The 26,661-nt window shown below is 72.7% G+C and carries 26 protein-coding genes; 6 read left to right on the forward strand and 20 right to left on the reverse strand.

The window, feature by feature from the left end; all coding sequences use genetic code 11:
* Positions 1-41 precede the first annotated feature (41 nt).
* From ABZV06_RS11585 to ABZV06_RS11600, 4 genes are all read left to right on the forward strand, one after another.
* Entirely contained in the window at positions 42-1,217 is a 1,176-nt protein-coding gene (locus ABZV06_RS11585; protein ID WP_355620635.1) for a Gfo/Idh/MocA family oxidoreductase, read from the forward strand.
* A gap of 213 nt (positions 1,218-1,430) precedes the next feature.
* Positions 1,431-1,769 carry a hypothetical protein gene (locus tag ABZV06_RS11590; RefSeq protein ID WP_355620638.1) on the forward strand — a complete coding sequence of 113 codons (339 nt, stop codon included), beginning with the start codon at positions 1,431-1,433 and terminating at the stop codon, positions 1,767-1,769.
* A gap of 110 nt (positions 1,770-1,879) precedes the next feature.
* Positions 1,880-3,235 (forward strand): polysaccharide lyase family 1 protein, encoded by a 1,356-nt coding sequence (locus ABZV06_RS11595; protein ID WP_355620641.1) that lies wholly within the window; start codon positions 1,880-1,882, stop codon positions 3,233-3,235.
* An 82-nt stretch (positions 3,236-3,317) separates the two neighbouring features.
* A complete protein-coding gene (locus ABZV06_RS11600) occupies positions 3,318-4,043 on the forward strand; it encodes an HD domain-containing protein (protein ID WP_355239213.1) in 726 nt (241 codons plus the stop codon).
* Between the two features lie 312 nt (positions 4,044-4,355).
* Here ABZV06_RS11600 and ABZV06_RS11605 read toward each other — a convergent pair whose 3' ends face one another.
* The 17 genes from ABZV06_RS11605 to ABZV06_RS11685 form a co-directional block, all read right to left on the reverse strand.
* The gene (locus ABZV06_RS11605; protein ID WP_355620644.1) at positions 4,356-5,126 is read right to left on the reverse strand and encodes a BTAD domain-containing putative transcriptional regulator; all 771 of its coding nucleotides are present in this window, start codon (positions 5,124-5,126) and stop codon (positions 4,356-4,358) included.
* 137 nt (positions 5,127-5,263) lie between these two features.
* On the reverse strand, positions 5,264-6,391 hold the full coding sequence (locus ABZV06_RS11610) for a hypothetical protein (protein WP_355620647.1): 1,128 nt from the start codon (positions 6,389-6,391) through the stop codon (positions 5,264-5,266).
* 13 nt (positions 6,392-6,404) lie between these two features.
* Complete coding sequence (locus ABZV06_RS11615) at positions 6,405-8,750, reverse strand: hypothetical protein (RefSeq protein ID WP_355620650.1); 2,346 nt, start codon at positions 8,748-8,750, stop codon at positions 6,405-6,407.
* Between the two features lie 12 nt (positions 8,751-8,762).
* Positions 8,763-10,199 carry a baseplate J/gp47 family protein gene (locus ABZV06_RS11620; RefSeq protein WP_355620653.1) on the reverse strand — a complete coding sequence of 479 codons (1,437 nt, stop codon included), beginning with the start codon at positions 10,197-10,199 and terminating at the stop codon, positions 8,763-8,765.
* The gene (locus ABZV06_RS11625; protein ID WP_355051237.1) at positions 10,192-10,695 is read right to left on the reverse strand and encodes a hypothetical protein; all 504 of its coding nucleotides are present in this window, start codon (positions 10,693-10,695) and stop codon (positions 10,192-10,194) included. The genes ABZV06_RS11620 and ABZV06_RS11625 overlap by 8 nt, the downstream gene beginning before the upstream one ends.
* Before the next feature lies 1 nt (position 10,696).
* Positions 10,697-11,020: a hypothetical protein gene (locus ABZV06_RS11630; protein WP_355239227.1), complete on the reverse strand. Its 324-nt coding sequence runs from the start codon at positions 11,018-11,020 to the stop codon at positions 10,697-10,699.
* 10 nt (positions 11,021-11,030) lie between these two features.
* Positions 11,031-13,055 (reverse strand): hypothetical protein, encoded by a 2,025-nt coding sequence (locus ABZV06_RS11635; RefSeq protein WP_355620655.1) that lies wholly within the window; start codon positions 13,053-13,055, stop codon positions 11,031-11,033.
* The gene (locus ABZV06_RS11640; protein ID WP_355239233.1) at positions 13,052-13,699 is read right to left on the reverse strand and encodes a hypothetical protein; all 648 of its coding nucleotides are present in this window, start codon (positions 13,697-13,699) and stop codon (positions 13,052-13,054) included. Before ABZV06_RS11640 ends, ABZV06_RS11635 begins: the two co-directional genes overlap by 4 nt.
* A complete protein-coding gene (locus tag ABZV06_RS11645) occupies positions 13,699-14,199 on the reverse strand; it encodes a hypothetical protein (protein ID WP_053659787.1) in 501 nt (166 codons plus the stop codon). Before ABZV06_RS11645 ends, ABZV06_RS11640 begins: the two co-directional genes overlap by 1 nt.
* A gap of 2 nt (positions 14,200-14,201) precedes the next feature.
* Complete coding sequence (locus ABZV06_RS11650; RefSeq protein WP_355620657.1) at positions 14,202-15,680, reverse strand: hypothetical protein; 1,479 nt, start codon at positions 15,678-15,680, stop codon at positions 14,202-14,204.
* Positions 15,677-18,883, reverse strand: coding sequence for a hypothetical protein (locus ABZV06_RS11655; protein ID WP_355620660.1), 3,207 nt, complete (start codon positions 18,881-18,883; stop codon positions 15,677-15,679). Before ABZV06_RS11655 ends, ABZV06_RS11650 begins: the two co-directional genes overlap by 4 nt.
* 2 nt (positions 18,884-18,885) lie before the next feature.
* The gene (locus tag ABZV06_RS11660; RefSeq protein ID WP_355051243.1) at positions 18,886-19,140 is read right to left on the reverse strand and encodes a hypothetical protein; all 255 of its coding nucleotides are present in this window, start codon (positions 19,138-19,140) and stop codon (positions 18,886-18,888) included.
* Positions 19,141-19,168: 28 nt separating this feature from the next.
* Complete coding sequence (locus tag ABZV06_RS11665) at positions 19,169-19,597, reverse strand: hypothetical protein (RefSeq protein WP_355239242.1); 429 nt, start codon at positions 19,595-19,597, stop codon at positions 19,169-19,171.
* A 16-nt stretch (positions 19,598-19,613) separates the two neighbouring features.
* Entirely contained in the window at positions 19,614-20,783 is a 1,170-nt protein-coding gene (locus ABZV06_RS11670) for a hypothetical protein (RefSeq protein ID WP_355620663.1), read from the reverse strand.
* 37 nt (positions 20,784-20,820) lie between these two features.
* The gene (locus tag ABZV06_RS11675; RefSeq protein ID WP_355620665.1) at positions 20,821-21,786 is read right to left on the reverse strand and encodes a hypothetical protein; all 966 of its coding nucleotides are present in this window, start codon (positions 21,784-21,786) and stop codon (positions 20,821-20,823) included.
* Between the two features lie 162 nt (positions 21,787-21,948).
* Positions 21,949-22,260: a barstar family protein gene (locus ABZV06_RS11680; protein WP_355239251.1), complete on the reverse strand. Its 312-nt coding sequence runs from the start codon at positions 22,258-22,260 to the stop codon at positions 21,949-21,951.
* Between the two features lie 36 nt (positions 22,261-22,296).
* Positions 22,297-22,746: a ribonuclease domain-containing protein gene (locus tag ABZV06_RS11685; protein WP_355239254.1), complete on the reverse strand. Its 450-nt coding sequence runs from the start codon at positions 22,744-22,746 to the stop codon at positions 22,297-22,299.
* Positions 22,747-23,109: 363 nt separating this feature from the next.
* Here ABZV06_RS11685 and ABZV06_RS11690 point away from each other — a divergent pair, with 363 nt between their 5' ends.
* On the forward strand, positions 23,110-23,748 hold the full coding sequence (locus ABZV06_RS11690; RefSeq protein WP_355620668.1) for a hypothetical protein: 639 nt from the start codon (positions 23,110-23,112) through the stop codon (positions 23,746-23,748).
* Positions 23,749-23,820: 72 nt separating this feature from the next.
* Here the strand turns inward: ABZV06_RS11690 and ABZV06_RS11695 are convergent, their stop codons facing one another.
* Both ABZV06_RS11695 and ABZV06_RS11700 read right to left on the reverse strand, forming a co-directional pair.
* Positions 23,821-24,765 carry a DUF559 domain-containing protein gene (locus tag ABZV06_RS11695; protein ID WP_355620671.1) on the reverse strand — a complete coding sequence of 315 codons (945 nt, stop codon included), beginning with the start codon at positions 24,763-24,765 and terminating at the stop codon, positions 23,821-23,823.
* 227 nt (positions 24,766-24,992) lie between these two features.
* The gene (locus tag ABZV06_RS11700) at positions 24,993-25,232 is read right to left on the reverse strand and encodes a winged helix-turn-helix domain-containing protein (protein WP_355239263.1); all 240 of its coding nucleotides are present in this window, start codon (positions 25,230-25,232) and stop codon (positions 24,993-24,995) included.
* Between the two features lie 218 nt (positions 25,233-25,450).
* Between ABZV06_RS11700 and ABZV06_RS11705 the strand changes: the two genes are divergently transcribed.
* The gene (locus ABZV06_RS11705; RefSeq protein WP_355239266.1) at positions 25,451-25,741 is read left to right on the forward strand and encodes a DivIVA domain-containing protein; all 291 of its coding nucleotides are present in this window, start codon (positions 25,451-25,453) and stop codon (positions 25,739-25,741) included.
* Positions 25,742-25,988: 247 nt separating this feature from the next.
* On the opposite strand, the gene ABZV06_RS11710 is transcribed toward ABZV06_RS11705, so the two are convergent.
* Positions 25,989-26,573 (reverse strand): hypothetical protein, encoded by a 585-nt coding sequence (locus tag ABZV06_RS11710; RefSeq protein WP_355239269.1) that lies wholly within the window; start codon positions 26,571-26,573, stop codon positions 25,989-25,991.
* Positions 26,574-26,661 lie beyond the last annotated feature (88 nt).

The following is a 26,661-nucleotide window of genomic DNA, read 5'->3' on the forward strand; positions in this document are numbered from 1 at the left end:
GCGACGCTGGCCGATTCCCCGGCGGCGTTGGCCGGCGTCTCGTGAACGGGTCGGTGCCGCCGCCGACGGTGGCGGTGATCGGGGCGAACGGGCACGGTCACTGGCACCGGCGGGTGATCGCGCCACTGCACGCCGGCGGCCGGCTGCGGCTGGTCGCCCTGGTCGACGTGCAACAGGTGCGCGACGAGCGGGAGGCGCCCGTGCCGCCCGGGGTCGGGGTGTTCACCGACCACCGGGCGATGCTCGCCGCCGCCCGACCGGAGGTGGTGGTGATCTGCACCCCGCCGCACACGCACCTGCCGATCGCCCGCGACGCCCTGGAGGCCGGCGCGGACCTGCTGCTGGAGAAGCCGCCGGTGCTGTCGCTGGCCGAGCACGACGCGCTGGCCGACGCGCTGGCGGCGACCGGCCGGGTGGCCCAGGTCGGTTTCCAGGCGCTCGGTTCGGCGGCGCTGACCGCGCTTACCGACGCGCTGGCCGCCGGCCGTCTCGGCGCGGTCACCGGCATCTCCACCGTCGCGGCGTGGCAACGGCCGGACGCCTACTACGCCCGCTCCCCGTGGGCCGGTCGCCGCAGCGTGGACGGCCAGCCGGTGCTGGACGGCGCGCTGGCGAACCCGCTCGCGCACGCGGTGATGCAGTGCCTTGCGGTCGCCGAGGCGCTGGGCGGGGCGCCACCGTGGCCGGTCGCGATCGAGGTGGAGCGTTACCGGGTACGGCCGATCGAGGTGGAGGACACGGCGGTGCTGCGGGTGCGGTTGCGCGCCGGCCCACCGGTGCTGGCGGCGGTCACCCTGGCGTCCGAGGAGTTCGTGGCGGGCGAGGTGGTGGTGACCGGCACGAGAGGACAGGCGGTGCTGGAATACCCCACGGACCGGTTGCGCCTGCCCGGCGACGCGGTGACCCGCCGCGTCCCCGGTCGACGGGGCCTGCTGGAGAACCTGCTCGCCCACCGCGTCGACCCTGCCGCGGTGCCGCTGATCGCGCCGCTGGCCCGTACCGCGCCGTTCACCGCGCTGCTGGACGCGTTGCGGGCCGCGCCCGAGCCCCGCCTGCTCGACGGGGATCTGGTCGACGTGGTGGGCGACGGTGACGAGCGGGTGGTGCGGATCCGTGGCGTGGTCGAGGTCCTGCGTCGGGCGGCCGAGCAGGGCGCGCTGCCCAGCGAGCAGGGCGTGCCGTGGGCCGTGCCGGCGTACCGCGCGCACCTGGCGTAGCGGTGGCGCCCTGCGGTGGCGAGGGTGCTCGGGTCGTCCTTTGCTCTGCTTCAACCGAGGCAACACTTTCGCCCCGCAGGTGTTGCGTGGGTTGAAGCAGAGCAAAGGAGGCGACGGGTCGGTGCCCGCCACTCCTCCGACACTCGGGGCAGGCACCCGACGTCAGGAGAGGCGGCCTTCAGAGCGAGCATCCGTGCGATAACGTGCGTCCACATGGGAACAGTTGACCTGGCCCTGGCCCTGGCCGTCGCGGTCGGCGTGGCCAACCTGGTCGTCGCCGCCGTGCTGCTCGCCAGGAGCCGCGGTGGCACCGTGGCACCCCGGATCCTCGGCCGCCCGCAGCCGCTCCCCCGCCTGCGGGCCGCGATGCACGCCTGCCTGGGGCTGGGGCTGGGGGTCGGCTGGCTCGTCAAGGACATCTTCCCGCCCCACTCCACGGGCGACGCGGCGCTGTTCACCACGGTGCGAATCCTGTTGGTGGCTGGCGTCGTCACCGCCCTGCTGGTCGCCTTCCGGCACGTGCGACCCGCGCGGGACGAGGCCGCACGTTAGCCGCAGGCACCACTGCAACATTCCTGCAAGCAATTTATATTGACCTATGCAAAACCGCGAACCTACCGTTCCTGGTGAATGCCGAACCACCACCAGCGAACGGAAAACCAATGCGCGCACCCCTCATCGGGGCGACGGTGATCGCCGTCCTGGTCGGTGCCACACCGGCCGCCGCCGCTCCCCGCCCCGACACTTCCGCCGCCGACCGGCTCTCCTGGTCGGCCCGTCACCTCGGTCGACAGGCCCTGCCCGAGCGTGATGGCTGGGCGGCCGAGGGCACCGGGACCGCCGGCGGTTCGGCAGCGGCACCCGAGCGGACGCGGGTGGTCCACGATCGGACGGAACTGGTCGACGCCCTCGGCGGCGACAACGCCAGCAACGCCACCGACGACACCCCGAAACTGATCTACGTGGACGGCGCTGTCGACGGCTTCACCGGGCCCGAGGGCACGCCGCTGAGCTGCGCCGACCTGGCCGACCCGGCGTACCGTCTGGACGCCTATCTGGCCGCGTACGACCCGGCGGTCTGGGGGCGGGTCGCGCCGGCCGGGCCGCTGGAGGAGGCCCGGGTGCGGTCGGTGGCGAACCAGACCCGCCAGACCCAGATCAACGTCGGGCCGAACACCACGATCATCGGGCTGCGCGGCGCGCGACTGACCGGCCTCACCCTCATGATCGACCGGGCGGCGAACGTCATCGTCCGCAACCTGACCTTCGTCGACGCCCGGGACTGCTTCCCCGCCTGGTCACCCACGGACGGCGACGCGGGCAACTGGAACAGCCAGTACGACCAGATCTCGGTACGCCGCAGCGAGCACGTGTGGATCGACCACAACACGTTCACCGACGGCGACAACCCGGACAGCGCCCAGCCGAGCTACTTCGGGCGGCCCTACCAGGTGCACGACGGGTCGGTGGACGTCACGCACACCGCCAGCCTGGTCACCGCCTCCTGGAACCGCTTCGTCAGGCGGGACAAGCTGATGCTGATCGGCTCGTCCAACACCGTCGGCCCGGACGTCGGTCGGCTGAAGGTCACCCTGCACCACAACCTCTTCGACGGCGTCCTGCAACGGCTTCCCCGGGTGCGCTTCGGCCAGGTCGACGTCTACAACAACCACTACCGGCTCGGCGGGGACGGCTTCCAGTACGCCCTCGGCGTCGGGGTCCAGTCGGCGATCCACGCGGAGAGCAACTTCTTCACCCTGGACCCGACGGTCGACCCGGCCGACCTGCTCTACGACTGGGGTGGCACCGGGCTGACCGAGCGGGGCTCCTGGGTGCGACAGGGCACCGGCCCGGCCCGACCTGTGGACCTGCTGGCCGCGTACAACGCGGCACACGAACCCGACCTCGCCGCCGACGCCGGCTGGACGCCCACCCTGCGTCGTGATCCCGTCCTGCCGGCGCCACTGGTCCCCCTCGTGGTGAACCCGCTGGCCGGAGCCGACCGGCTGCCGATCTGACGGCTCGACCCGCGGCGGGGTCGCGGTCGGGTCGGCGACGTAAGGGCCCATCGATGTGGTGAAGATCGGCTATAAGTGACGCATGGACTTCCCGCCGCACCTGGGCAGCATGCCGATGCACGCGATCACCGAGATCCACGGCGAACCGGGCCTGCTGGAGCGCTTCCGGCTGGAGGTCCAACAGTTCGACGACGCCGCCCGCGAACGGTTGACCGCCGCGCTCGACCTGGCAGCCGAGCTGCACCGGGACGACCGGCGCGTTCGTGAGCCGTACCTCAACCACCTGCTGCGGGTGGCGATCCGGCTGATGCACCACTACCAGGTGCGCGACGTGGACGTGATCGTCGCCGGCCTGCTGCACGACGCGGTCGAGGACCACCCGGTCGAGCTGGCCGACGGCGATGCTGGCACCGACCCGACGGGGGCCGCGCTGGCCGCGCTCGCCGCGCGGTTCGGGACGCGTGTCGCGACGCTCGTCGCCGCCGTCACCAACCCGGTGTACGACCCCGAGCGGGACCGCAACGAGCAGTACCGCGAGCACCTCGCGGTCAGCCTGGACCGCGAGCCCTGGGCACGGGTGATCAAGGTGTCGGACTTCACCGACAACGGCGTCGGGGTCATCCACACGGTCGGGCCGAAGGTCGTCTCGTCGGCCAAGAAGTACCGGCCGCTGGTGCCCCTCTTCCGGGACCTGATCGCCCGGCCGGACACGCCGTTGTCGCAGGAGGTCAAGGGGCACATCTTCAGCCAGCTCGACCTCGCCGAGGAGCGCTTCAGCGCCATCCTGGACCAGCCGGTCCCCAACTGACGCTCGACCGACCAGCCCGCCAGGTGCCCCTGGCAGCCCCCCCAACCCCCGCGCTACCCACCCCACTCCACGCCATCCACCCCACCCCGGCGCCACCCCACTGCGCGCCGCCCACCCCTCCGTCCGGGTCCTTTGCTCTGCTTCAGCGGAGGCAACAGTCAACGGCCGTTACTGTTTCGTCCGCTGAAGCAGAGCAAAGGACGGCAAACAGGTGGGCAGGACCCCTCGGGGGTGCGGGTGCGGGTGCGGGTGCGGGTGCGGGTGCGGGAGTGTGGCCGGGGCAGCGCACCTCGTGCGAGGTGTCGCTGTCGGTCATGGAGCCAGGGCGGTCGCGCCGGTCAGGCTGGCGCGGACGAGCTGCTCCAGCCAGGGTGTCGGGGCGACGCCCAACTCGCGACCCAGGTCGGCGCGGAACAGCTCGAAACGCCGTACCGCCTCGTTGATGTTGCGCTCGGCCAGGTGCACCGAGATCAGCGCGCGGGTGGCGCTCTCCCGCAGCGGCTCCAGGTGCACGGCGGTCAACGCCACCTGTACCGCCTCGCCGTAGCGGCCCTGCGTGGTGAGCCGCTCGGCGAGGGCTTCCAGCGCGTAGAGCCGGGTCTGGCGCAGCCGTTCCCGCTCCGTCAGGACCCAGTCGTCGTACCAGCCGGGCAGCAGCTCGCCGGTCGCCAACGTCGGCACGGTGCCCACGAGTGAGCCGCCGCTCAACAGGACCGCCGCCGCCGTACCGAGGGCGGCCACGTCACTCGTCACACCGGCGGCCAGGGCCAGCCGGTCGTCCTCCTCGACGAGGGGCTCCGGCGTCACCCGGTGCAGCCGCCACAGCATGGTGCGCAGGTTGGCTCGCGCCCGATCCTCGTGCGAGGCGGGCCAGAGCGTACCGGCGGCCTCGGAGCGGGCACACCGCTGGCGTACGCCGAGGTAGGCGAGCAGCCGGCGGGCGCCCTGCGGCACCACCACGGACCGGCCGTCGCGTTCGAGCGCGAAGCCGCCGAGCAGCCGCAGCGTGTACCGGGTCGGTCGCGCCGCCCCGGTCTCCTGTACCCCGGAGCGGAGGTCCTGCGTCACCTCGTGAACTGCCATCCGTGCGCCCTTCGTGCCCGATCGCCCCGTGGGAGTCCCACGCTCGGGTGTGGACGGTCGGCACGCCAGCGCAGTGTCGTCACACCGACCCGGCGAACGGCGCGGATCAACCGTTCGCCGGAGTCGCGGCCGGCCGTTCAGCGCAGCTTGCTCAGCGTCCGGGCGTAGCCGGTCCACTCGGCGGCGTCGCCGACGTCGGCGCGTAGCCCCGCCTCCTTCATGATGCCGACCACCCGCTCGGTCGACGTCTCGGCGAGCTTGCCCAGCGTGCTGATCCCGGCGCGGGTCAGCGCCGCCCGGGCCTTGGTCGGCACGCCGGTCAGCATGGCGATGTCGGCGTCGGCGACGTTCTCCAGCGCCGCGTCGATGCCGAGGGCGGCGGAGACCGCCGACTGGGCGCCCGAGGTGGTCCGCACGATCGCCGCCTCCCGCTCGCTGACCTCGGCGACCAGCGCGTCCACGCTCGGGTAGCTGCTGTCCGCCGGCAGCACCTTGAGCACGTCGCGGATCGTCCGGCCGTCGGCCACCTCCTCCTCGCCGAAGGAGCGCAGGAACTCCACCACCTTCACCTCGCGCGGGAAGCGCTGCCGGACGTCGGGGTGCTCGACGGCGTACCGGTCCAGGTAGGCGGCACCCCGGACCTTCGGGCCGGCGACCACGTCCACGCCGAGGGTCTCCACGGCGGGCAGCACGATCGTGCCGGCCTTGGTCTGCCAGATACTGACCTTCTTGTCCATGAACATCGTGGTGCCCATGTACTTACCGAAGTCCAACGCGCCGATGTAGTTGGGAATCTGCTCGAAGGTGTACGGGCCGGGCACGATCTTGTTCTCGTGCACGGTCACGTGCAGCCGGTTGATCTCGGCGCGGATCTCGTCGAGCAACCGGCGCAGGCTCACCCGCATCGCCGCCATGCAGGAGAACGCCTTCGCCAGGTCGGTGCCGAGGTGGTCCAGGTCGTGCTCGATGCGGTGGAAACGCTCGTTGAAGCCCTGCTCCCCCGGTGTCTGACCGGCCTGTACGACGTCCTCGCCGTCCACCCAGTCGGTGTGCGCGAACGTGCGGGCGAACGGCGGCGGCGCGCAGCCCGGCTCCACCGCCGGGAACGACTCGGCGTAGGTGAACACCCGCTTCGCGGTGCCGACGTTCTCGTAGATCCAGGAGGAGACCAGCACGCTGGCGTCCGACGCCGGGATGCCGTTGCGGGTGAACGCCTCGTACAGCTCGCTGACAGTCACCCCGTCGTAGTTGATCTCGTTCGCCATCGTGGTGTCCCTCTCAGAGCTGGTCGTACACGCCGCGGTGCCGGCGCTGCTGGAAGGTGCGGAAGGTGCGGGCCACGGCCGGGCGCAGTGGCTCGGCCGTCCCGTCGTCGTCGAGGTCGACGTGATCACGTCGGATGCCGAACGTGTTGATCTCCACGCCGAGCGGGCAGACCCTGGTGAGGGCGTTCATCAGCCGCTCGTACTGCCCCAGGGTCAACGTCACCCCCTCGGGCAGCTCGACCCGGAACTCGTACGGGTCGGTCCGGCCGGTCCGCACGTAGGACAGCGCCACCACGGCGACCAGCCCGGCGTGGGTGGGGCGCAGCGCGGTCCGCGCGCCGACCGCCTTGATGTCCGCGGCACCGCCGCCGAGTCCCACGGTGTACCAGCGGAACCCGGTGGCCCGGCGTTCGCTCAGGTTCAGCCCGGCCTGCGGCAAACCGATGACGCTGATCACCAGCAGCACCCGGTTGCCCGTCTCGACGAGCGGCAGCGCGGCGGCGAGGTGCTGCTCGCGTAGCAGACCGACCAGCCGGGCGAGCCGGTCGGCGGCGGCCGGTTGCCCCGCGATCAGCGCCGACGCCAGTGCGGCCGGCAGCTCGACGGTCTCCACCAGCTCGTCGGGGAGGCGGTTCAGCGCGGCCACCACGGGCGCGGGGTCCCGCACGGCGGGCAGGCCGGCGGCGGCGAGCACCGCGTCGACCGGTTGCCCGGCGGGTCGTGTCGGCACTGCCGCCCACCGGGCCCGGGCCGCCGCGTCGGTCAACGGGTTCCAGGCCGGCTCGCCGGTGGCCGCCCACACTGTCCTGGCCGCGCTCAGACCGGCCAGCAGCAGGGCGTTGCCACCCGGGTCGCCCGGTGCGTGGAACTGCGCCTCGACCGGCGCGTCGACGCCCATCGAAGCGGTCAGCGGCGCGGTCACCGCGAGCCCCCGGGTGGGCAGGTGCGACAGGTACATCACGGTGGTGCTGACGCGGTGCGTGGTCGGCAGCCCGCAGACCCGCCACAGCCAGGCCAGCTCGCCGTCGGCCGAGACGGTGGGCACGCCGGCGGCGCGGGCGGCGACGATGAGCGCCTCGGCGGTCCGGTCGGCGGTCACCGTCCGGCCGGTGTCGAGCACCCGGTTACGCAGGTCGGTGGCCTGCGCCGGGGTCGGCCAGCTCACGTCGACGCCGAGACCCAACTCGTAGCGGCTGCCACCGGCGTCGTCCTGGGCCCTGCTGACCTGCCACCCGATCGTCGAGCCGAGCGCCCGGCAGACCCGCCCCGCGCGGTCCAGCGCCATCGCCAGCGGCGGGGCCACGGCGTGCGAGCTGCCGAAGGTGTACGACTGACGCAGGCTCGCCCGCAGCGCCGTGACCTCGGCGAGACGGCTGGCCGGCAACGCCCGACCGGCGTGGACGGTGTTGTTCGGTGGGGTGTTGGCGGGCAGCACCAGGCGATCGCGGCGCAGTTGGGCGAGGAAGTTGGTGCGGTGCTGCGGGTCACCGACGGCGACCAGCCGCACCGCCACCGCGAACTGGTCGTCGTCCTCGCGCAGCGTGAAGCGCGCGCCGCCGGGCAGGTCGGCGAAGAGGCCCGCGTTCGGGTCGGTGTCCACGCCGGGGCCGTTGAGCAGGTGGCGTACCGCGCCCGGGGTGGGCAGCAGGAACCGCCGGTACAGCCCGAGCCGGTGGGCGTACGCGGCGTCCGGCTCGCGGGCCGGCGGGGCCAGCCGCCGGGCGTACACCTCGCCGTTGGTCGGCTCGTGCACCAGCTCGTCCACGAAGCGGGCCACCCCGACGTCCGCGCCGATCCGGTCCAGGGCGTCGCGGCGGGCGTGGGCCAGGGTCCGGTACGCGTGCACCTCCCGGGCCGCGCGGCGCAACCGGTGCTTCTCGTACGACACCAGGTAGAGAAGCCGGCCCAGGTTGCCCTCGATGACGGCCAGCTCGACCAGAGCGGGGAGCGCCGCCCCGGTGACCGCCGTGGCGGCGGCGCCCTCGACGGCCCGCTCGGCCGTCACGGCGACGGTGAACGGCGCGACGAGCGGCTCGTCGGCGGTGTCCGGCACGTACGCGGGCACCGACGCGCCCTCGGCGGACCAGGGCGCGAAGACCACCGGAGGCAGCACCCGCTCCCCCGCGCCTCCCGGGTCGACGGTGACCGTCACCCGGATGGTCTCCTCGGCCAGGTCACGGCGCAGCACGACGGTGAGCAGCGGATGGCGACTCGTCCAGTCCACGGCGGCACTGCCGGCGGTGGCGAGCGGCACCACGACCCGCCGGACGGTCCCCGGGTACGGGCCCTCCAACTGGTCGACGAGGTTGCGTTCGACGGACGGGTCGGCCCCGTCCACGGGTACCCGGATGTCGGTCATCGCGGCCCCCGCTCAGACGATCCGGAACGGCCGGGGATCGTCCCGGTCGACGTAGACGGGCACCTGGTTGGCGGCGAGCACCGCGTTGTCGCCGACCGGCAGGCGCTGCACGCCGTCGCCGGTGGGCGCGCTGCCGGTCACCACGACCGCCGAGTCGGCCGGGAAGCGGACCAGTCGCAGGTTGCGGACGTCGGCGACGCCCGGCTCGTTCATCAGCGTCCAGATCACCTCGGCGGCGCGGACCGGCTCGCCGAACGGCAGCTCGTCGACGTAGCGGCGCAGCCGGGCGTGCAACCGGGCGCGCAGCTCGGTGGCGGCGGTGGACGCGTTCACCGCCTCCTTCGAGCCGGTGGGCAGCGGCAGTCCCCGGATCACCAGGTCGGCCTCGACGCCGATGCCCACCTCGTCGGCTCGGTCCACCGAGGCGAAGATGCCCACCGGCCGCAGGTCCTCGATGACCGACTCGACGGCGGCGTGCAGCCCGTCGGGGCCGTCCCAGATGGCGGCGGCGGTGGGGGCGACGAGCACCGTGACGTAGTACGGGCTGCCGAGGTCGCGTTCGGTGCTGAACACCCGCTCGATGAAGGAGAAGTTGCCGAAGATGGACTGGTTGAGGTCCAGCCCGCCCCGACCGTCGAACACCTGCACCTGGCGTACGCCGGGCACGGTGGCCACGGCCAGGCCGATCGCCTCGGTCGTCCAGATGGAGCGGGGCGCGGCCAGCAGCAGTTGCCGGTAGCGGGCGTCGGAGACCTGCTGCTCGCCTCCGGTGAGCGCGACGGTGTGGGTGATCTCGACCAGCTCCTTGCCGGCGGCCTGCTCGGCGTCGTCGAGGTCGGCCAACAGGGTGTCGGCGCGGTTCCAGCGATCGATCTTCTGCTGCGGCTGGGTGGGGTCGAGGTTGTGCGCCGGGCCGGGATAGAAGGCGGTGACGACAGGTTCGCGCTCACCGACGGCGGCGGAGAGCACCACCGTCTCGTCCAGGGCAACGTGGTGCCCGCCGGGGGTGGACAGCCGCGCGCCCCGGGGCAGGGTGAGTTGCGGGTGGCCGGTCGGCAGCGCCGCCTTGAGCTTCAGCTTCACCGTCCCCCGTGCTTGCAGGTACGGCCGTCCGATGCCGAGTTCCTCGCCGAGGCGGGTCAGCGCGTCGGCGGTCGCGGACACCACGAAGGAGTTGTCGTAGACCGCGCCGAGCGCCGCCCACATCCGGGCATCCTCGAGGGCGGCGAGTTCGAGGACCTTGCGCAGCACCGCGCCGCTGGTCAGGTCGACGTCCTCACCGAAGAGCAGTCGGGCGGTGGCCAGCTTCTCGGCGAGCAGCCGGGCGAAGGACTTGGGCACGAAGCCGGTCTCGACGATGCCGAAGCCCGTCGAGCCGGTGGCCCGCAGCGCGGCGGCGTCGACGGCGAGCACGTCGGCCAGCTCGGCCGGGAGGGTCGGATCAGACACTGGGCAGCTCCCCGAGGCGCACCGAGAGCCGGTCGTCGGTGATGGTTTCGAACTGGACCTGCACCTGCAGGGTGCGCGAGGCGCGCAGCGCGGCGGCCGACGCGTCGTCGGCGCGGCCCGCGCCGAGCCGGCCGTCGTCGAGGTTCACGTCGACGATCTTGCGGACACGCGGGTCACGGTCGAGCAGCGTGATGATGCCGATGCGGACCTGTTCGCGGATGAGGTTCGGCTCGATCTGCTCGGCGAGGGCGTTGAGCCCGTCGAAGCCGAACGTGGCGTCGAAGACGTTCGAGCCGCGCAGCGTGGTCAGCGCCACCGCGAGGCTCTGCGCCACGTTGCCGGTGCCCTCGACCAGGGCCAGCGTCCGGCCGTTCGGACCGTCGTCGAAGACGATGTCCCGGGCCAGGTCCACGCCGGGCATGGTGGGTTCGAAGGCGAGGCCCCAGCCGAGGTAGCGGCGCTGGGCGGCCTGCCGTTCGCGCTCGGTACGGTCCACCTCAGGCCGCCTTCAGCTTGCTCTGCCCGGCGCTGGCGGCCAGTCCGGGGCTGGAGCCGTCGGTGGCGCCGCTGAGCGAGTCCAGGGCGACCCCGGCCCCGCCGACCGTCAGCTTGCTGGCTGCGCCGGTCGCCGTGGTCACCGTGCTGCACTGCTTGGTGGAGTTGCTCGTGGTGATGGTGCAGCCGGCCACCGACCTGCCGCTGATGCCGTCGAGGCGGACCACCGGTGTGTGGTCGACGGTCAGCTTGCCCTGCCCGGTCGGAGAGACCTTCCCCTGGTTGGGGCAGTGCACGTCGCTCGACGTGGTGAGCACGAATGCCATGTCGATCTCCTCAGTGGACGTTCATCGCGTTGCCGACCTGGACGTCGACGTCGTCGGCGGCGATGTTCACGGTGCCGCCGCTGATGTTCACGGCGCCGTTGCCCGCGTCCAGGTCGATCTGGGTGGCGGTGATGGTGATCGAGCCGTCCTGCTTCATCACGATCGAGGACCCGCCGGCGTGCTCGATGGTGATGCTGTCGGCCTCGTCGGCGCGGGCGGGGCGCTGACCTCGACCCTTGAGCTGGGCCCGACCCACCCGCACGGTCAGCTCGCCCAGCTCGATGACCCGGTTGCCGTCGCCGTCGGTGAGGTCGTGCGTCACCTTGCCGTCGTGGTCGGCGGGCGTCACCGTGTCCGCGATCGACGAGCGGCTGCCGCTGGCGACCCCGACCGGCAGGGAGAGCCACCAGTCCCCCGGTTCGGACACCGGGGCGTGCCCGGTCGGCCAGAGCGCGCCGACCTCCACCGGGTCGTCCGGCGCGCCGTTGCGATAGGCCAGCGCCACCCGGGTGCCCGGGTAGCGGGGCAGGATCAGCCCGCAGCCGCCCCAGGCGAACGGCGTCAGGTAGGTGACCCCGGGCAGTGGCGCGGGCTGCTGCCGACGTACCGGCAGGCGGCGGGCGGCGTTGGGCCGGCCGTCCGGGCGGATGAGTCCCTCCCACACCGTCTCGGTCTGCGCGGGCGGCTCGACCGCGCCGCTGGCGTTGGTGGCGACCACGCGGACCTCACCGATCTCCAGGCCGCGCGTCTCGCCCCGGGCCGCGCGGGCAGCGCGGCGCACCGCCTCGGCGGCGGCCACCCCGGGCGACGACGCCGGACCGGCCGGCTCGGCGGTCCCCACGCCGGACGCGTCGCTCCAGGTGTCCCACGCCTGGGCGCCGGAGGTGACCTCGACGCCCTGCACGACAGTGACGAAACCGGCGGTACGCGACAGGGTGTGCCGGGCCGCGCTGAGGTAGAGCAGCTTCGAGCCGGCACCCAGCTCCCCGGTCGACGGGGCGAACGGGGCGGCGAACGAGCCGAGCAGCGCCGCGCCGACACTGCCCAGCGTGGTGGCCTCGTCGGTGGCGGGCGGGTCGAAGCGCACGAGGTCGCCGGGCTTCAGGTCGGGGCGGCCCTTGAGGGTCAGCGTCCACGCCCTGCGCCGCGGTGCGGCCGTGCCGCCGGTCTCGGTGGCCGCGTACGGGTCGGTGTCCTGGGTGCCGTTCTCGGTGCAGGCCAGCAGGCCGGTGGCGAGGGTGAGTGGCTTCGGCTCCCCCTGCGGGTACGGGATCGGCCGCTTCCCGACGTGCACGGTGCCGTCGCGGATCAGCAGCATTCCCCGCCCGTACGCGTTGAGGGACTGCTGCAACGCGCCACCGATGCGTTCCAGAGCGGCACGGTAGAGCAGCCCGGCCCCGAAGGCGACCCGCTCGTCCCCGGCCGCCTCGGTCCCCCCACGGGTCATCGTGCCGTCCGGGTTGGCGCCCCAGCCGGTCACGTCGACCCGGGTCCGCTCGCCGATGGCGCGGATCGCGGCGGTGAACGTCGCCGCCTCGAAGCGTTCGGCGACGCGCTGCCCGAGCCGGGCGTACGCCTGCTCGACGAGGGTCAGCTCGGTGTCGTACGTCCGCTCGCCGGTGACCCGGCGCACCTTCGTCACGCGCAGCACGGCGACCAGCGCCTGGGTCAGCTCGGCGGGGGTGGGCCCGGCGTTGACGCCGACCAGGTTGGTGAAGAACGCGCCGACCGAGGTGTTGGCGTCCCGCCAGTACAGGTGCAGCTTCGCCACCAGCGGCGGTTGCCCCTCGGCGGTGCGCAGCGCGGCGAAGTGTTCGTCGATCAGCCCCTGCACGGTGACCGTGTACGCGCCGGGGCCCAGCCCGTCGGGCAGCGCGGCGTCGATGGCCGCGTAGTAGTCGGCGCTGGACAGGGTGAGGGCGGCGTCCGGGCTGATGCCGGTCGGTGTCTCCCGGTGGAAGGTGATGGTCCAGCCGGCGTCGTTGCCGACGGCGCCCTGGCGTACCTGGCCGGTCTGGAACGGCGTGAGCGTCACCGCAGCACCCTCCGCATCTTCTTGTCGAGCAGGTGGCGGTAGCGCAGCCTGCCGGGGCCGAGGTCGGATTCGACGCGCTGCGCGGGTGGGCGGCGACGCCACACGAACTCGTTGATGGGCGGCGGTCCGAACTGGTCCACCGCGCGGTCGGTCCGCCGCCAGGCCACGGTCAGGTGGGAGCCGTAGTCGCCGGAGCCGCGGACCGTCCCGGCGTGCAGCAGCCAGGCCAGCACCAGCACCTCGACGGCCACCGGGGTGACGCCCGGAGGAGCCGGTGTGCCCGCGTCGGGGCAGACGCGCCGCAGGCCGGTGGCCAGCGGCACCGAGCCGAGGATGCGGGTGCCCTGGCGGACGACGAGGCGCAGTGGCGCACGGCCGACCAGCATTGGCGAGCGCGGCGTTGCTGTCGGCGCGGGTCGGGGCGCGCGGTCGTCGGCGGAGCTGCTGACCACGGCGAGCGGGTCGGTGGCGAGCCACTGCCGGGCCAGGCCGGTGGGCAGGATCAGCACCCCGTGTACGCCGCCGCCCAGCTCGACGCGGTGCGGCAGGCCCGCGGTGAGGCTCTGCCGCACCTCGGTGAACCCGTCGGGCACCTCGATCGGTGTCTCCGGCAGCAGGTAGCGGTCGATCGGGAACGGTGGCATCAGTTGCCCAACCCGTCGGCGAGCGCGCCGACTCCGATGCTGGCCACGTCGAGCAGCTTGCCGAGCAGGCTGGGACGCGGCACGTGGACGAGGGTGATGGTGGTGTCCAGGACGTCGCGGCGAGCGGCCGAGGCGTTGAAGGTCAGCGACTGCACCTGCATGTCGGTGCGGATGGTCATGGAGGTGACCAGGATCAGCCCGCCGAACTTCCCACCGGAGTACGCGGCGAGGGCGGTGCCGCGTTTGCTCGCCTCGGCCATCGTCTCGAGGGCGAACTTCCAGGCGTAGCGTTCCGCGCCGACCAGCACCCCGGTGAGCGTGATGGTGTCGTCGTGGGTGGCCACGATGGCCTTGTGCGCGGTGGAGCCGATCGGCGGCAGGTGGTACGTCTGCGCGAGCGAGATCGCGGTGACCGCCCAGAGCGGGATGGGCAGCACCCCGTCGCTGATGATCGCTGACGGCACCGTGCCGTACCGCATGAAGCTGCTGGTGATGGCCATGGTCAGCGCCCTCCGGTGGGTGGCAGCGGCACCGGCGTACCGGTGGGTTCGATGGCCAGGCCGAGGTCGCGCAGCGCCTGGGTGATCTCGCGGACCTCGCCCGCGGCGCTGGTGACCCGCAGTCGCAACCGGCGCTCCGCCAGGGCGGCGCTGATCCGGGCGGGCCGGGTGGACGCCGAACCGCGCCGGTTGATCCGGTCGATCTCGGCGGCGGCGTCCTCCATCCGGGAGATCGCGTCGAGGATGCGGGGGTCCGGCGTGAAGCCGGGATCGTCGCGCTGGAGGCGAGCGATGGCGTCGCGGAAGTCGGCGGCGTCACGACGCAGGTTGACCACGAGGTTGTCGGTGAGCGCGCTGACCCCGCTGACGCTGGCGGCCCGGTGCGACTTGTCGTCGACGAGCCACACCCAGCCGTCGTGGCCGATGCCCACGAGGTCGGTGCCGGCGACCTTGACGTTGGCGTCCGGTCCCTTGAGGAACAGCTCGATGCTGCTCAACGAGAACGCCGCGCTGTACTCGCCGAGGACGCCCCGGCCGTAGGTGACCATGTCGTGGCGCAGGAAGGCGCGGAAGCCGGGGCCGTCGTCGGCGCGTCCGTTGCGGTCGCGAAAGCGTCGCCACAGCGTGGCCAGGGCCTCCGGGTTGTGCACGGCGAGCTGCTGGGTGAGCCACACGTCGCCGCCGGCCACCACCGCCCGCAGGTCCGGATCGCCGATGCGGGCGAGGGCGTCGGCGAGCCGGGCATCGCTCATCTGGAGGCCTCGGGAGCGGGCTCGACCGAGGTCGTCGACGGCGGTGCGCAGCCGGGCCACCTCGTCGGGGGTGAGCCGCCCACCGAGGCGGGTCTGGAGGTCCGCGACGGCGGCCCGCTTGCCGCTCTCGCTCTCGGCGGCCACCGCACGCCACAACGCGGCCGGTTCCAGCTCGGCGGCACGCCGCAGCGCCGCCTGCCGGTCCGCCGGCATGGCCCGGAACGCGTCACCGACGATCGCGGCTGGCTCGACGTGCCGGCCGGCCGCGCCACCGCCGGCGTCGAAATCCCGCAACAGCGAGTCGGCGTACGCGCCAGCGTCGTCGGCCAACCGCAGCGGCGCGTCGCCGACGATGCCCTCGCGAGGGCGGCTCAGCTCGCGCATCTCGGTGCTGAGCTGGTCGAAGTACTCGCCGAGGGTCTCCACCCGGACCCCCTCGGGCAGGGTGCCGCCCTCCAGCACGTGGTCGAGGATGGCGGCGATGTTGTCCCGCAGGACGGCGATGCGTTCCAGCCGGTTGAGCGCGTTGCCGAGGTGCAGGTCGCCGACGTCGTCGACGATGCGGCGGATGAGGTGTTCCAGCAGCCGTCGGGAGCGCACCTCGCCGGCCTCGCTGTGCTCGGCGATCGTGCGCATGAATCGGCGCAGTCTCGGGTTCGCGTCGGCGGCGGCGTGTACGGCGGCGGCGTCGAGGAAGCGGCCGGCGCGGAACCGGCGGGGCCCGGTCACGGCCGTACCACCGGCACGCGCGGGCCGGACGCGGCGCTGGGCTGCGAGTCGAGCACCATGAGGATGAACCGGGCGCCCTCCGGGCCGCCGACCGCGCCGCTGAGCATCGCCTCGCGCTCCACGTACGCGAGGATGGGCTCCATCAACTTCTGCACGACACGTTCGAGGACCTCGTTGAGCAGGATCTCGGTGAGGAAGCCCTGGAGCAGGTCACGGGACGCGGCTTCGACGATCTGCCGGGTGACCCGGCGTACCACGTACCCCCGGGCGGCACGCAACCCAGCGCGGACGCCGAAGCGCAGGGCGACCCGGCCGCCGCGCACGGCCGCGCCGCCGATGGTGCCGACCTCCGGGATGAGCGACATCGCCAGCCCGAGGTACGCGGCGAACAGCTCGACCTCGACCTCGGTGCGGGTGAGTACCAGCTCCGGGTCGAGCATCGAGGAGTAGAGCCGCTCGCGCTGGTGGGCGTGCACCACGTCGACGGCGGCGACGGCGACCCCGACCACGAAGCCCAGCGGTGGGCAGAGCAGCGACAGCGCGATGATGCCGATCATGACGGCGAACGCGCTCAGCGCCTCCCGGCCCAGCTCGGTGCTGAACAGGCTGTCGACGCCGGTGGCGTAGTAGAGGTTGCCGCCGAAGAATTCGCCGAGCTGCTGATGGGTGACGAGGTGGATGCCCTGCAACGCGGAACGTCCGCCGGGGATCGTCGCCGACGGGGTGTGTTCGCTGATCCGGCTGGACCTGAAGGCGAAGCGCGCGTCGGTGCGGGACCGGCCGAGCATCTCGGTGTTGTGGCGGCGCATGTCCTGCAACACCCGCCACAGCTCGTCGCGGATCGCCGACCGGTTGCCGGCGAAGCGGGCCAGCACCTCGGGCAGGTCGGTGATCTGCTTGACCAGCGGGTCGACGCCCTCGGCCTCGCCGCGCTGGATGACCAGCGCCTGTTCGATCTCGGCGAGGGTCCAGAGCACCGCGTGCGAGTCGCGGACGCGGGTGACGCCGTCGCGTTCGACGATCTCACCGGCCGCGCCGGGGCTGGTCAGGGCGGCTTCGGTGGCGAGGAAGGCGCTGGAGATGGCGCGTGCGGCCCCGTACCAGGCGGTGGACGGGTTCAGCGTGCTCAGCGTGGCGACGGTGCCGCCGCCCAGGTCGGTGTGCGCCTGCGTCCACCGGGCGGCCTCGTGGCGGCGCAGCCGATCGCGCAGCCCCTGCAATTCGGCGTAGTCGGTGAGCTGGGAGACGATCAACCGCTCGAAGATCGGGGCGTACCTGTCGAAGTTGGCGATCCGCGCCTCGATGCCGGTCCGCGAGCTGAGCAGGAGCTGGACCAGCATGGCCTGGCTGCCGACGACGAACAGCTCTCCCACCGCGGCCTTGACGGCCGGGCTGAGCGCCTGCACGAAGTGCAGGTTCCAGGAGGCGGACGTGTCGATCCAGCCGCCCCGGATCCGCGCGAAGTGCTCGGGCTGGCTGTAGCGGCGCATGACGAGCTGGGCGAGGTGGTCCAGGCGGGGCACGACGCCGGCCAGGTGGCGCAGGAACTGCACGGCGGGCGAGGCGACGGGCCGGAAGTCCAGCGGGCCGAGTCGTCCGCTGCCCTCGGGGACGGGACGGGTGAACGCCTCCCGCTCGGCCGAGCCGACCAGCAGGCTGATCGCGGCGGCACGGCCGCGCAGCACGGCGGCGGCCTGGAGGCAGAAGTTGGCGGGGTAACGGCACGGCTCGCCCATCTGGAGCCGGAACGCGATGTCGTCCATGAGCCGACGCAGCTCGTCGCCGTCCGGGCCGAGCGCGGCCAGCTCGGGCTCCCCGTTGAACGACGCGCAGGCGGGCATCGTGGAGTGCCCCGCGCCGACGGCGGGGAACCGGCGTCCCTCGGTGCCGGGCGGCGCGCTGGGGCTGCTCGGGTCGAAGACGAACCCACCCCGACGGGTGCCCCCGCCGCCGTCACCGGTACCGCCAGCCCCGCCACCCGGGCCGGTGCCCGTGCCCGTGCCGCCCGCTCCGCTGCCGCCGGGCCCGCTGCCACCCGCTCCGCTGCCGGTTCCGCTTCCCGCGCCCGACCCGGTGCCCGTGCCGACACCTCCGCCGGGCGGCGCGTTCGGGTCCGGCGGGGCGACCGGATGTTGCTCGACGCTGATCGGCAGCAGGTTGGCCGTGCCGGTCCAGTGCAGCGTGGCGTCGGTCTCCTCGGTGCCGACCAGCAGCAGGGAGACCCCGCCGATGTCGACCACCACCAGGCTGGTCGGCGTGGCCCCGCCGACCGAGGCGAGGATCGCGTCGACCCGCCGCGTCACCTCGGCGTCGACGGCCCGCTCGATCTGCGCCTGGTACTCCTCGACGCTCGTGGTGTCGCCGCGCGGCGAGGCGGTCCGCAGCCGCTGCCGGATGTCGCCACTCAACTCCTCGTCCACCATGGCGACCAGGGCGCTGCGGTCGGCGACCGGCCGCCGCTGCACCGTGCCGGGCTGCGGGCTGGGCACCCGCGCCTCGACCTCGAAGTGAGGTTGCGGGGTGGCCCGGAACACCGTCTCGCCGAACTGCTCGAAGGTCAGGACCGACAGTGGAGTGGTGGTCACCATGATCGCCCAGGCCGGACGCCCGTCCACGCCGACGACCCGGGCGATCACCCCCTGCGGGGTGCCCGACGGCAGGCCACCGTGCTGGCGTACCGCCTCGCGGGCCAGCTCGCCGAAGTGACCGGCCAGGTAGGCGGCCGGGCGCAGCAGCCACTGGTAGGTCACCCGTGGCGGCTCGGGGCCGTCCACCGGCACCTCGGCGGCGTCGCCACCGTCGTCGTAGGACGGCACCCGGTACACGGCGAGCAGGTGCCGCATCCGCTGCGGGTCGAACAGTTCGGCGGCCGGTTCGCTCAGCGGCAGGGGCACCCCGGGCGGCAGTCCCGGGTCGAGGCGCGCGGCGTCGACCACCTCGGTGACCCGTCGCCGCAGCCGCGCCTCGAAGGCCCGCCGCTCGTCCGGCGACACCCGTTCCCGGGCCGCGCCGGTCCACCGGATCTCCGGCGCTTCGGTGCGTACCTCCAGGTAGCCGCCGCGTGGCGCGACCACCTCCTGACGGGAGCGTTCCAGGGCGCGGGCCAGGGCCACGGCGAGCGCGCCGGTCACGGCCTCCGGCCGCTCGGTCACGGACCGCGCGTCCAGCCGGATCCGCACCGGCACGTGCACCGAGATGGCCACCGTCAGAACCGCCCGTCCAGGTGCTCGGCGAGGCGGGCCAGCGCGAGGTCCGCGAGCGCGTCGGCGTCGAACGCGCCGCCGGCCGCGACCACCTCGATCTCCACCGGAAAGTGGTACGCGATGACGGCGCGATCGTCCTCGGCCACCTGCTCGGCCTCCGCCTCGCTGCCGGCCGCCGGCAACACCAGCTCACCCGCGTGCACCAGGGCCAGCCCGGTACGGGTGACCCGGGCGGCGCGGCCAGCTCCCGTCGCCATCTGCTACCTCCGGTTGATCCTGGTGGGGTTACGGCAGGACGGACGGGTCGCCGGTCTTCGGGTCGACCGAGGCGGCCAGGCTGAAGCCGCTGAAGGTCGCCGCGGGCGCGCCGGAGATGGTGGCGGTGGTCGGTGTCGCGCTGGTGATCAGGCAGTCCTGCAACACGAAGGACGAGAACGCCCAGTCGTCGCCGGTGTGCTCCAGCAGCGCGATGTCGAACAGTTCGCCGTCGAGGGCCAGCTTGGTGAGCCGGCCGGCGACGTCCCCGATCGCCTTGACGGTCATCGTGAAGTTCATCGACACCGGCGCGTGGATGACGCCCATGTGGGTCACCTCGCACGAGTGCAGCGCCTCGACGTTGAGCGAGAAGGACGGGCTGAACGAGTCGATCGGGCTGATCAACACCGTCTCGGTGCCCTTGGTGTACTGCACCGCGAGGCGGGTCTTCCACTCCATGGTCTGGTTCCTCCGGTCAGAACTTGGCCACGAGCGTGACCAGCAGGCGGCTCACGGCCGGGCCGTACGTGACGGTGACGACGAGGTCGACGGTGCGGTCGGCCCGGGCTGCGGTGACGATCGACGTGTCGGTGGCGGTACGGGCGACCTCGGGGATGGTGAGGATGTCGAGGACCGGGATCTCGATGCGGTAGTCGTCGATCACGGCCTGCCGCTTGAGTGGGCCGAGGATGCCGTCCACCTGGGTCTTGAGCAGGGTCATGCCCGGCTTGGTGATGCGGGCGTCGCCGACCAGGCCGATGAGCCCGGCGCGGAGCATGAATTCGATCTGGTCGAGGGTGCGGACCAGGTCGACGTGCAGCAGGCTCGCGTCGGAGGTGAACAGCCGTCCGTCGGCGAAGTGCAGGCTCTCGCCGGTGATCAGCGTCGGGTCGATGATCGGCGTGAGGTTGGCCTCGGAGAGGCTCTTGATCTCGGCCGGGCTGTACTGCTTGGCCACCGGGATGGCCACCCCGCGGATCTTCTTCAGCACGATGCTGTGGTGCACCGGCAGGCCGGCCACGGCCGCCATCGCGGCGGTCGCCGCGTCGCCGTCCGCGCCCCGGGCGGCGATCATCAGCATCCGGCTGGTGCTGCTCTTGAGCGGGTTCGCCGCGGCGGTGATGTCGGTGACGTAGGTGGGGCTCTTCTCGGTGGCCGGGTTGACCATGGCGAAGCCGATCCGCCGCTGACCGGCCGCGGACATCGTCTCCACGTGCGCCTTGAGCGCGTGCAGCCCGGTCGGCGGGTTCGCTCCGGCGGGGTTGCCGACGCTCGACTCGTTGGCCAGCGACACCATCGTCACGTCGTCGGCGGCCTCGAGACCGCCGAGCGCGGCGGCGTAGTCGTCACCGGCGACCTTGACCCCGTACACCTTGGCCGGGCGCGGGTCCTGCAGGAACGCCACTTCGATCGAGTTGTAGAGGGCGTTGCGGACCACGTTGCCGGCCTGCCGGCGGGCGAAGTTGGTGACCGCGTCGTCCAGGGTCTCGATCCGGACCGGCGTGTTCGCCGGTGCGGAGCCCCCGTCGGCCGTGGACGGCGCCTTGCCCACGACAGCGATGACGCCCGGCGAGCGCTGGGCGAGCGGCGCCGGTGGCGGCACGATCCGGACCTCGATGAACGGGAATGCTGCTGTCGGTGCCACGGGTCCTCCCGGACGAAGTTGCTGCTGGTCTGAGTTCTCAGGTCGGCACGGCGGCGAGCCCGATGCCGCTGCGGGCGAGCCACTGGCCAGCCCGGGCGAACCGGGCGGCCCGCTTCTGGGCGGCGGTTCCGGTGTCGCCGCCGGGCCACCCGTCGTCGTCGAACGTCTCGACGGGGACCACCCACACGGCGACCACCCGGTGTCGCCGCCGGACGTCCTCGGGTGCGGGCACGTCCAGCCCCAGCTCCTCGGCCCGGGCGCGGACCAGCCGCGTCTCGATGAGCAGGTCGGCGAGGGAGAAGCCCTTGTCGCGGATCAGGACGGCGGCGGCGAACGGCAGCGGGCGGGGCGTGGGTGGCGCGGCCGGCGGCGCGGCGTACCGCAGTTTCACCGTCGCGCCGGCGGCCTGCCCACGCATCCGGGCCACCAGGTCACCCGCGTTCGCGGCGCCCACACCGGCGAGCAGTCGGTCCAGGTGCGCGTCGGTGAAGGCCGCTGGCTGGTGCAGGCCCGCCCGCAGTCGGGCCACCAGTCGGGTACGACGCTCGGTCTCCAGCAGCACCGGGTCGGTCGGCAACGCGCCCAGGTCGGCGATGATCTGTGGGTCGACGTCGAATGCCGGCACCATCACGTCGAGGTCCTCGACCCGGTCCCGCGCCGCGCTCGTGCGGACCACGAGACTCCCGCGCCAGAGCGCGTCGATGCGCAGCGCCGATCCGCCGAGGCCGTGCAGACGTACGCGCAGCTCGGTGCGGGTGGTGCCGCCGGAGCCCAGCCACTCCCCCTCGGCGAGGGTCACCGGAGCGGCGGCGAAGCCGAGGGTCAGCTCGTCGAAGACCGCCGCGTACGGGGGCGCGACGGGCATCGCCTCGGTGTCGTACGCGGCGTCGACCAGGTGGGCCAGCGAGGCGTCGTCGAAGAGCGCGGCGCGGGTGCCGGGGTCGGCCAGCCGCACCAGCACACCGTCGACGAAGTCCACCGCTTCGGCCTCCCCGCCGCCCACGCCGGGCACGCCGCCCGGCTGGGCACGAGGATCGCGAAAGGGCCGTCACCCGAGCGTCACCACCACCGTCACCGCGCGCGGACGTCGGTCGGACTGTCGGGAACTGAGCATCCACGCGGCCCGGTCGGTCGCCCTCGGTGCCGGGGGCACGCGCGGGAGGTGTCAGGACCGCGGGGCGTCGTGCAGGACCACGCGCAGGGGGTGTGGGGCGGTGGTGGCGAGGTCGTCGAACACGGCCATCAGCAGGGCGTGCTGGTCGGACGGCTCGTCGGCGAGGAGCTGGGCGGCGTCGGTGACCAGCAGGGTGAGCGGGCCGGCGTCCAGCCGGTCCCGGAGCACGTCGGCGAGACTGTCCCAGGTGCCGCCCAGGTACGCCGGCAGTGCCAGCGCCTCGGCCAACGCGGCGAAGAGCGCGGGCCGGGTGCGTACCGTCGCCCCGGCCAGCGCCACCGCGCCGAGCCTGTCGTCCTTCATCGACGTGCCTCCTGGACCGGCTGGCCGCCGGGTCGGTCAGAGCCGGTAGAAGTCGGTGTAGTGGTTGGGCGAGAACCAGGTGACTCCGGTGCTGCGGTTCACCACGATCCGGTACGCGTCGCGGGCGGCGCCCTGGGTACGCGGATACACGTCGTACTCGTAGTAGGTGGCGTTGGTGGGCAGTTGACCCTCGTAGTTGTAGAACCGGCCACCGGCGAAGTTGGACAGCCCGCCGCTCCACGAGTACCAGCCGCGGCTGGTCGGGAAGCCCTTGGCGGACCAGCCGGAGCGTGCGGTGCGGGCGTCCGCGCAGCGGCTGACGGTGCAGGAGCTGTAGACCGCCGCCGAGGCGGAGTCGGTCAGCCGTGGGGTCACCACGGACGGCCCGACGAGCGCGGCGGCGACCATGGTGAGGAGCAGGGCGAGGGTGGTGGTACGCCGGCGGATCGCGCCGAGCGTGGCCAACGGGGACACGTGGGTGGACACAGGCTGCCTCCAGACCATCCGATCCATCGACCCGCGTCAGTTTCGGGTCGCGCTCAGTCTGGCCGTCGCCGGCCGTCGGCGACAGCCCCCACGAGCCCAACTGCTCCACAATGCCCGGTGAACCCCGAGCGACCGACATTGTGTGGCACATCGGCGCGGCGTCGGGCATTTCGGTCATCGGTTGTTAACGTCAGCTGTCGGCACGCGGACCCGTGACCGTGAAGGGGTGCCATGACGGACGCTCCCGAGCAGAGGCCGAAGCCCGCGGATCTCTGGCGGCAACGGGGCATCCGAGGACTGGGAATCACCCGGAACGTGAGCGTCCGAGTTTGGCGGTGGTGGGGGCGCACCTGGGATCGACTGGTGGCCGCCCTGCAGGACGAGGCGCCCGTCGGGGCCGGGGCCGGACCGTCGCCGCCAGGCCCGCTCGTCGAGCAGCGCGACGCTCCCCGGCTGATCGCGGTGCCCGCGCAGGGGTACGTCTACTCCTTCTACGTCCGCGCCACCTTCGCCTGGTCGTCGCCGGTGAGCCTGCGGGCCGAGGTGTTGAGCTGGTACGTGGGGTACTTCCAGCCGAACGCGATCCAGCGCCTGACCCGACTCGCCGCCGATGCCGCACGGGACCTGCCACCGCACCGGGCGGCCGACCTGGAGGTGGCGTTGCAGCGGGCGCTCACCGAGGACCCGGAGTGGTCCTACCGGCGCGGGGACGTCCTCGTGACCTGCCGACCCGACGCGGCCGTACGCCTCGACGAGCGGATCATGCCGGCGCTCCGGCCACACGTCGACGCGATGGTGCGGATGGAGTACCAGTTCGACGAGCAGATGCGCAGGGCGACGTACGCCGAGGAACTGAGCCGGCGGTGGGCGACGATCCTCGGCGACCACCTCGACGCGGACGCGGACCAGGAGATGGCGGATGCCCGCGAGCATCTGCTCGCCGCCCAGCGGGACGCCGCACGCTGGATCGGCGAACTTCTGCACCACCGCGCAACCTCGTGAGCGCAACGCTTCGTGATCACTTGATGTCGACCAGTTGCCAGAGGTCCCGGAGAACTGGTGACCATCAAGTGATCATGACCGGCGGCTGGCGAGGATCGCCAGGGTCTGCTGGCGCACCTCGTCGGGGTCGGCCAGGAGGCGACGGTGGGTGAAGCGGACCACGAGGATTCCCCTGGTTGCCAGCAGGGCGTCGCGGCGAAGGTCGATCTCGCGTTCGGCCGGGTCGCCGTGGGTGGTGGCGCCGTCCAGCTCGACATCGACGCGCTCGGTCTCGGCGAACATGTCAAGGTAGATGGTTCGTCCGCCGATTCGCACCGGTGCCTGCCGGATGAACGCCGGCATGCCTGGACCCGTGAACACGTGGTCGTGACCCCAGATCTCCAGCGGGCTACGGCAACCGGCGGCGAGCTGGCCCACCAGAGCGCGCAGCGTCGCACGGTCGGTCAGGTGGGGCATGTCGGCCAGGGCTGCGACGAGCCGCTGCGGGGTGGTCGACCGGTCGTTGACCGCACGGATGACGGGCCCGGGACGGTCGACCGGTGGCAGCAGCGGCCAACAGTCCACCAGGGTCCGGTCGAGTCGCGTCACGGGGTACCCGCCTCGCACCACCACCTGCGGCGGCTCGGCCGCGAACCCTGTGCGGTGGCGGACGACCAACGGCGCACGGTCACGCAGACCCGAGCCGATCGGTACGTCGACGTACACCGGCTCGCCGGGTGGCTGGCGGCGTAGACCCCACACGTCGAGCGCGGTCAGCCGGCAGAGCGCGCCTCGACCGTCGGTGTACGCGAGAGTCGCCAGCCGCGCCAGTTCGGGCTCGACGCGGGCCAGGACCGGCCCGTCGGCACCCGTGCTCGGGATGAGGGCTGCGTCCAGGTAGACCCCGGGCAGCACCCGGACCAGCCGACCAGCCCGGCACGCGGCCTGGATCGTCCACGCGGGTGACGCCCGCACCGCGTCCCGCCAGGTGCAGAGCCCGTCACCCCGCAGCACCAGGGCGCGCAGTCGCGGATCCATGGCCCCAGGCTGCCGAAGCGCGTCACCGAACACCGTCCGCAGGGGCGCCCCTGTGGACAGCGCGCACTCCTGTGGACGGCGCCCCAGACCGCGCCTCGACGTGGTATGCGACGGGACAGAGCAGGAACGTAAGGGTGTTCACCCGAGAGGGAGAGATCCATCGACCTCGCCACTCGTGTGGCGAGACCGCCGGCGTAGGCAGCGTGTTCCGAGATGTCCCACGCCACCTACGGCTCCCGCATCCAGGTCTTCGGATCGGTCACGAAGATCCCCTTGCCCTGGTGCCGCCGAATGACCCGCAGCGCCTCCAACCGGACGTAGACCATCTGGATGGTGGACGAGCTGACGTCGAAGCGGTCGGACATGTCAGCGATCGAGGGCAACTTGTCCCCTGGCTTGACCTTCCCGCTGCGCAGGTCCCCGATGATCTCTTCCGAGATCCGGATGTAGTCCGGTGTCTGTGGCATGGCACTCCTCGCGTGGCACGCCAATTTGATCACGACACGCACAGGCCAGACAACTGAGCGTTGCGGGGAAGCAACTTAGGCATATATGGTTGATCGGAGCCGGTCCTCGCGTGGCAACGAGTTCGGCTCATCCCCTCGGTCGGGGCGGGTGTGTGTGCCCGTCCCGACCTCATCGAACGGACCCTTCGCAATCCCGCCTGCCCGCAGAGAGGATCGTCGTGGCTCAGGTGTATCGAGGAGGCCAGCCCCACCCCGCCGGCTATCCGGCCCGGTTGACGCCGTACGAGGTGCGGACCCGCGAGTTCGCCGCGCGTCGGCGCGGCGTCGACCTCGATGAGGTACGCGAGTTCCAGGCCCGGGTCGCCGACGAACTGACCATGCTCAACGAGACGGTACGGCTGCTCAGCCGCGAGAACGACCGGCTCGGACGGGCGCTGCGTGACTGGCAGACCATGCACGCGCGAGAGTGCCGGCCACCGCACGAGCAGCACAACGCCGGCCACTGGTGATCAAGCGCCCCTCCCCCGGCGACCTGCTCGTCATCGACGGCCGAGCCTCGGTGCAGTTCGCCGGGGAGCGCGCCCTCACCTTTCGCATCGTCTCCGTGTCGGACCAGCCGACGTACGAGGGCTGGGTCTGGTTGACGGGCTACGTCCTCGACCGCCGGGACGATGCGGTCGCCAAACGCGAGATCTTCGTCCAGCTCTCCGGTCTCCGACCTCCGACAGACACTGGGAGGATCCGCTCCACGGTTCCTCAACCGTCGTTGGCGGGCAGGGTGCTGTCGGCTGCCACCGTCGTCCGGCCGGCGAGCGCCTGACGCAGCGCCGCGGACTGCTCCACCGAGCCACCCCGGACACCAAGGCTCTTTCGGGCCGCCCGGTAGTAGCCGTCCCGGGCCTCGTTGACCCGTGCCAGTTGCTCCGAGATGCCCGTCGGCGCTCCGACGATCCCTCGGGCGAGCCGCTCCACCTGCCAGATAGCGTCGCGCCAGTTCGCGGCGGCCACCACCGTCGGCTCGTCGCCGAGTAGTAGCAGGTTTTCCCAGACGACGGTGCGCCGCGCGTCCGAATCGGCCAGCCGCACGAGACCTTCGTCCCGGTCGATCGGGTGGCTGTGGGACCCGGGCCGCAGGTGGGCCGTCATCCGCAGCGCCACCGCGTAGCTCTCCTTGAGCGCATGTGCGTAGTCGACGTACGCGTCGAGGCGTCGCTCGTCCCAGCGCACGTTCTGGCTCCGACGCCACCGTGCGCGGTCGGCGAGCGAGGTGGCGAGAATCGTGCCCAGGGTGCCGACCAGCACGCCGAGGAGCGCCGGAAGTTGCGTCAACAATGTGCCCACGCTGCCGAGGCTGCCGTACCGGGGCGGGCCCTGCCACCCCCCGCCTGGGATCGTCGGCACAGGCGTGACGTGTGCTGCCGACGGGACG

The sequence above is a fragment of the Micromonospora sp. NPDC005172 genome (assembly GCF_040608555.1).
GTDB lineage: Bacteria > Actinomycetota > Actinomycetes > Mycobacteriales > Micromonosporaceae > Micromonospora.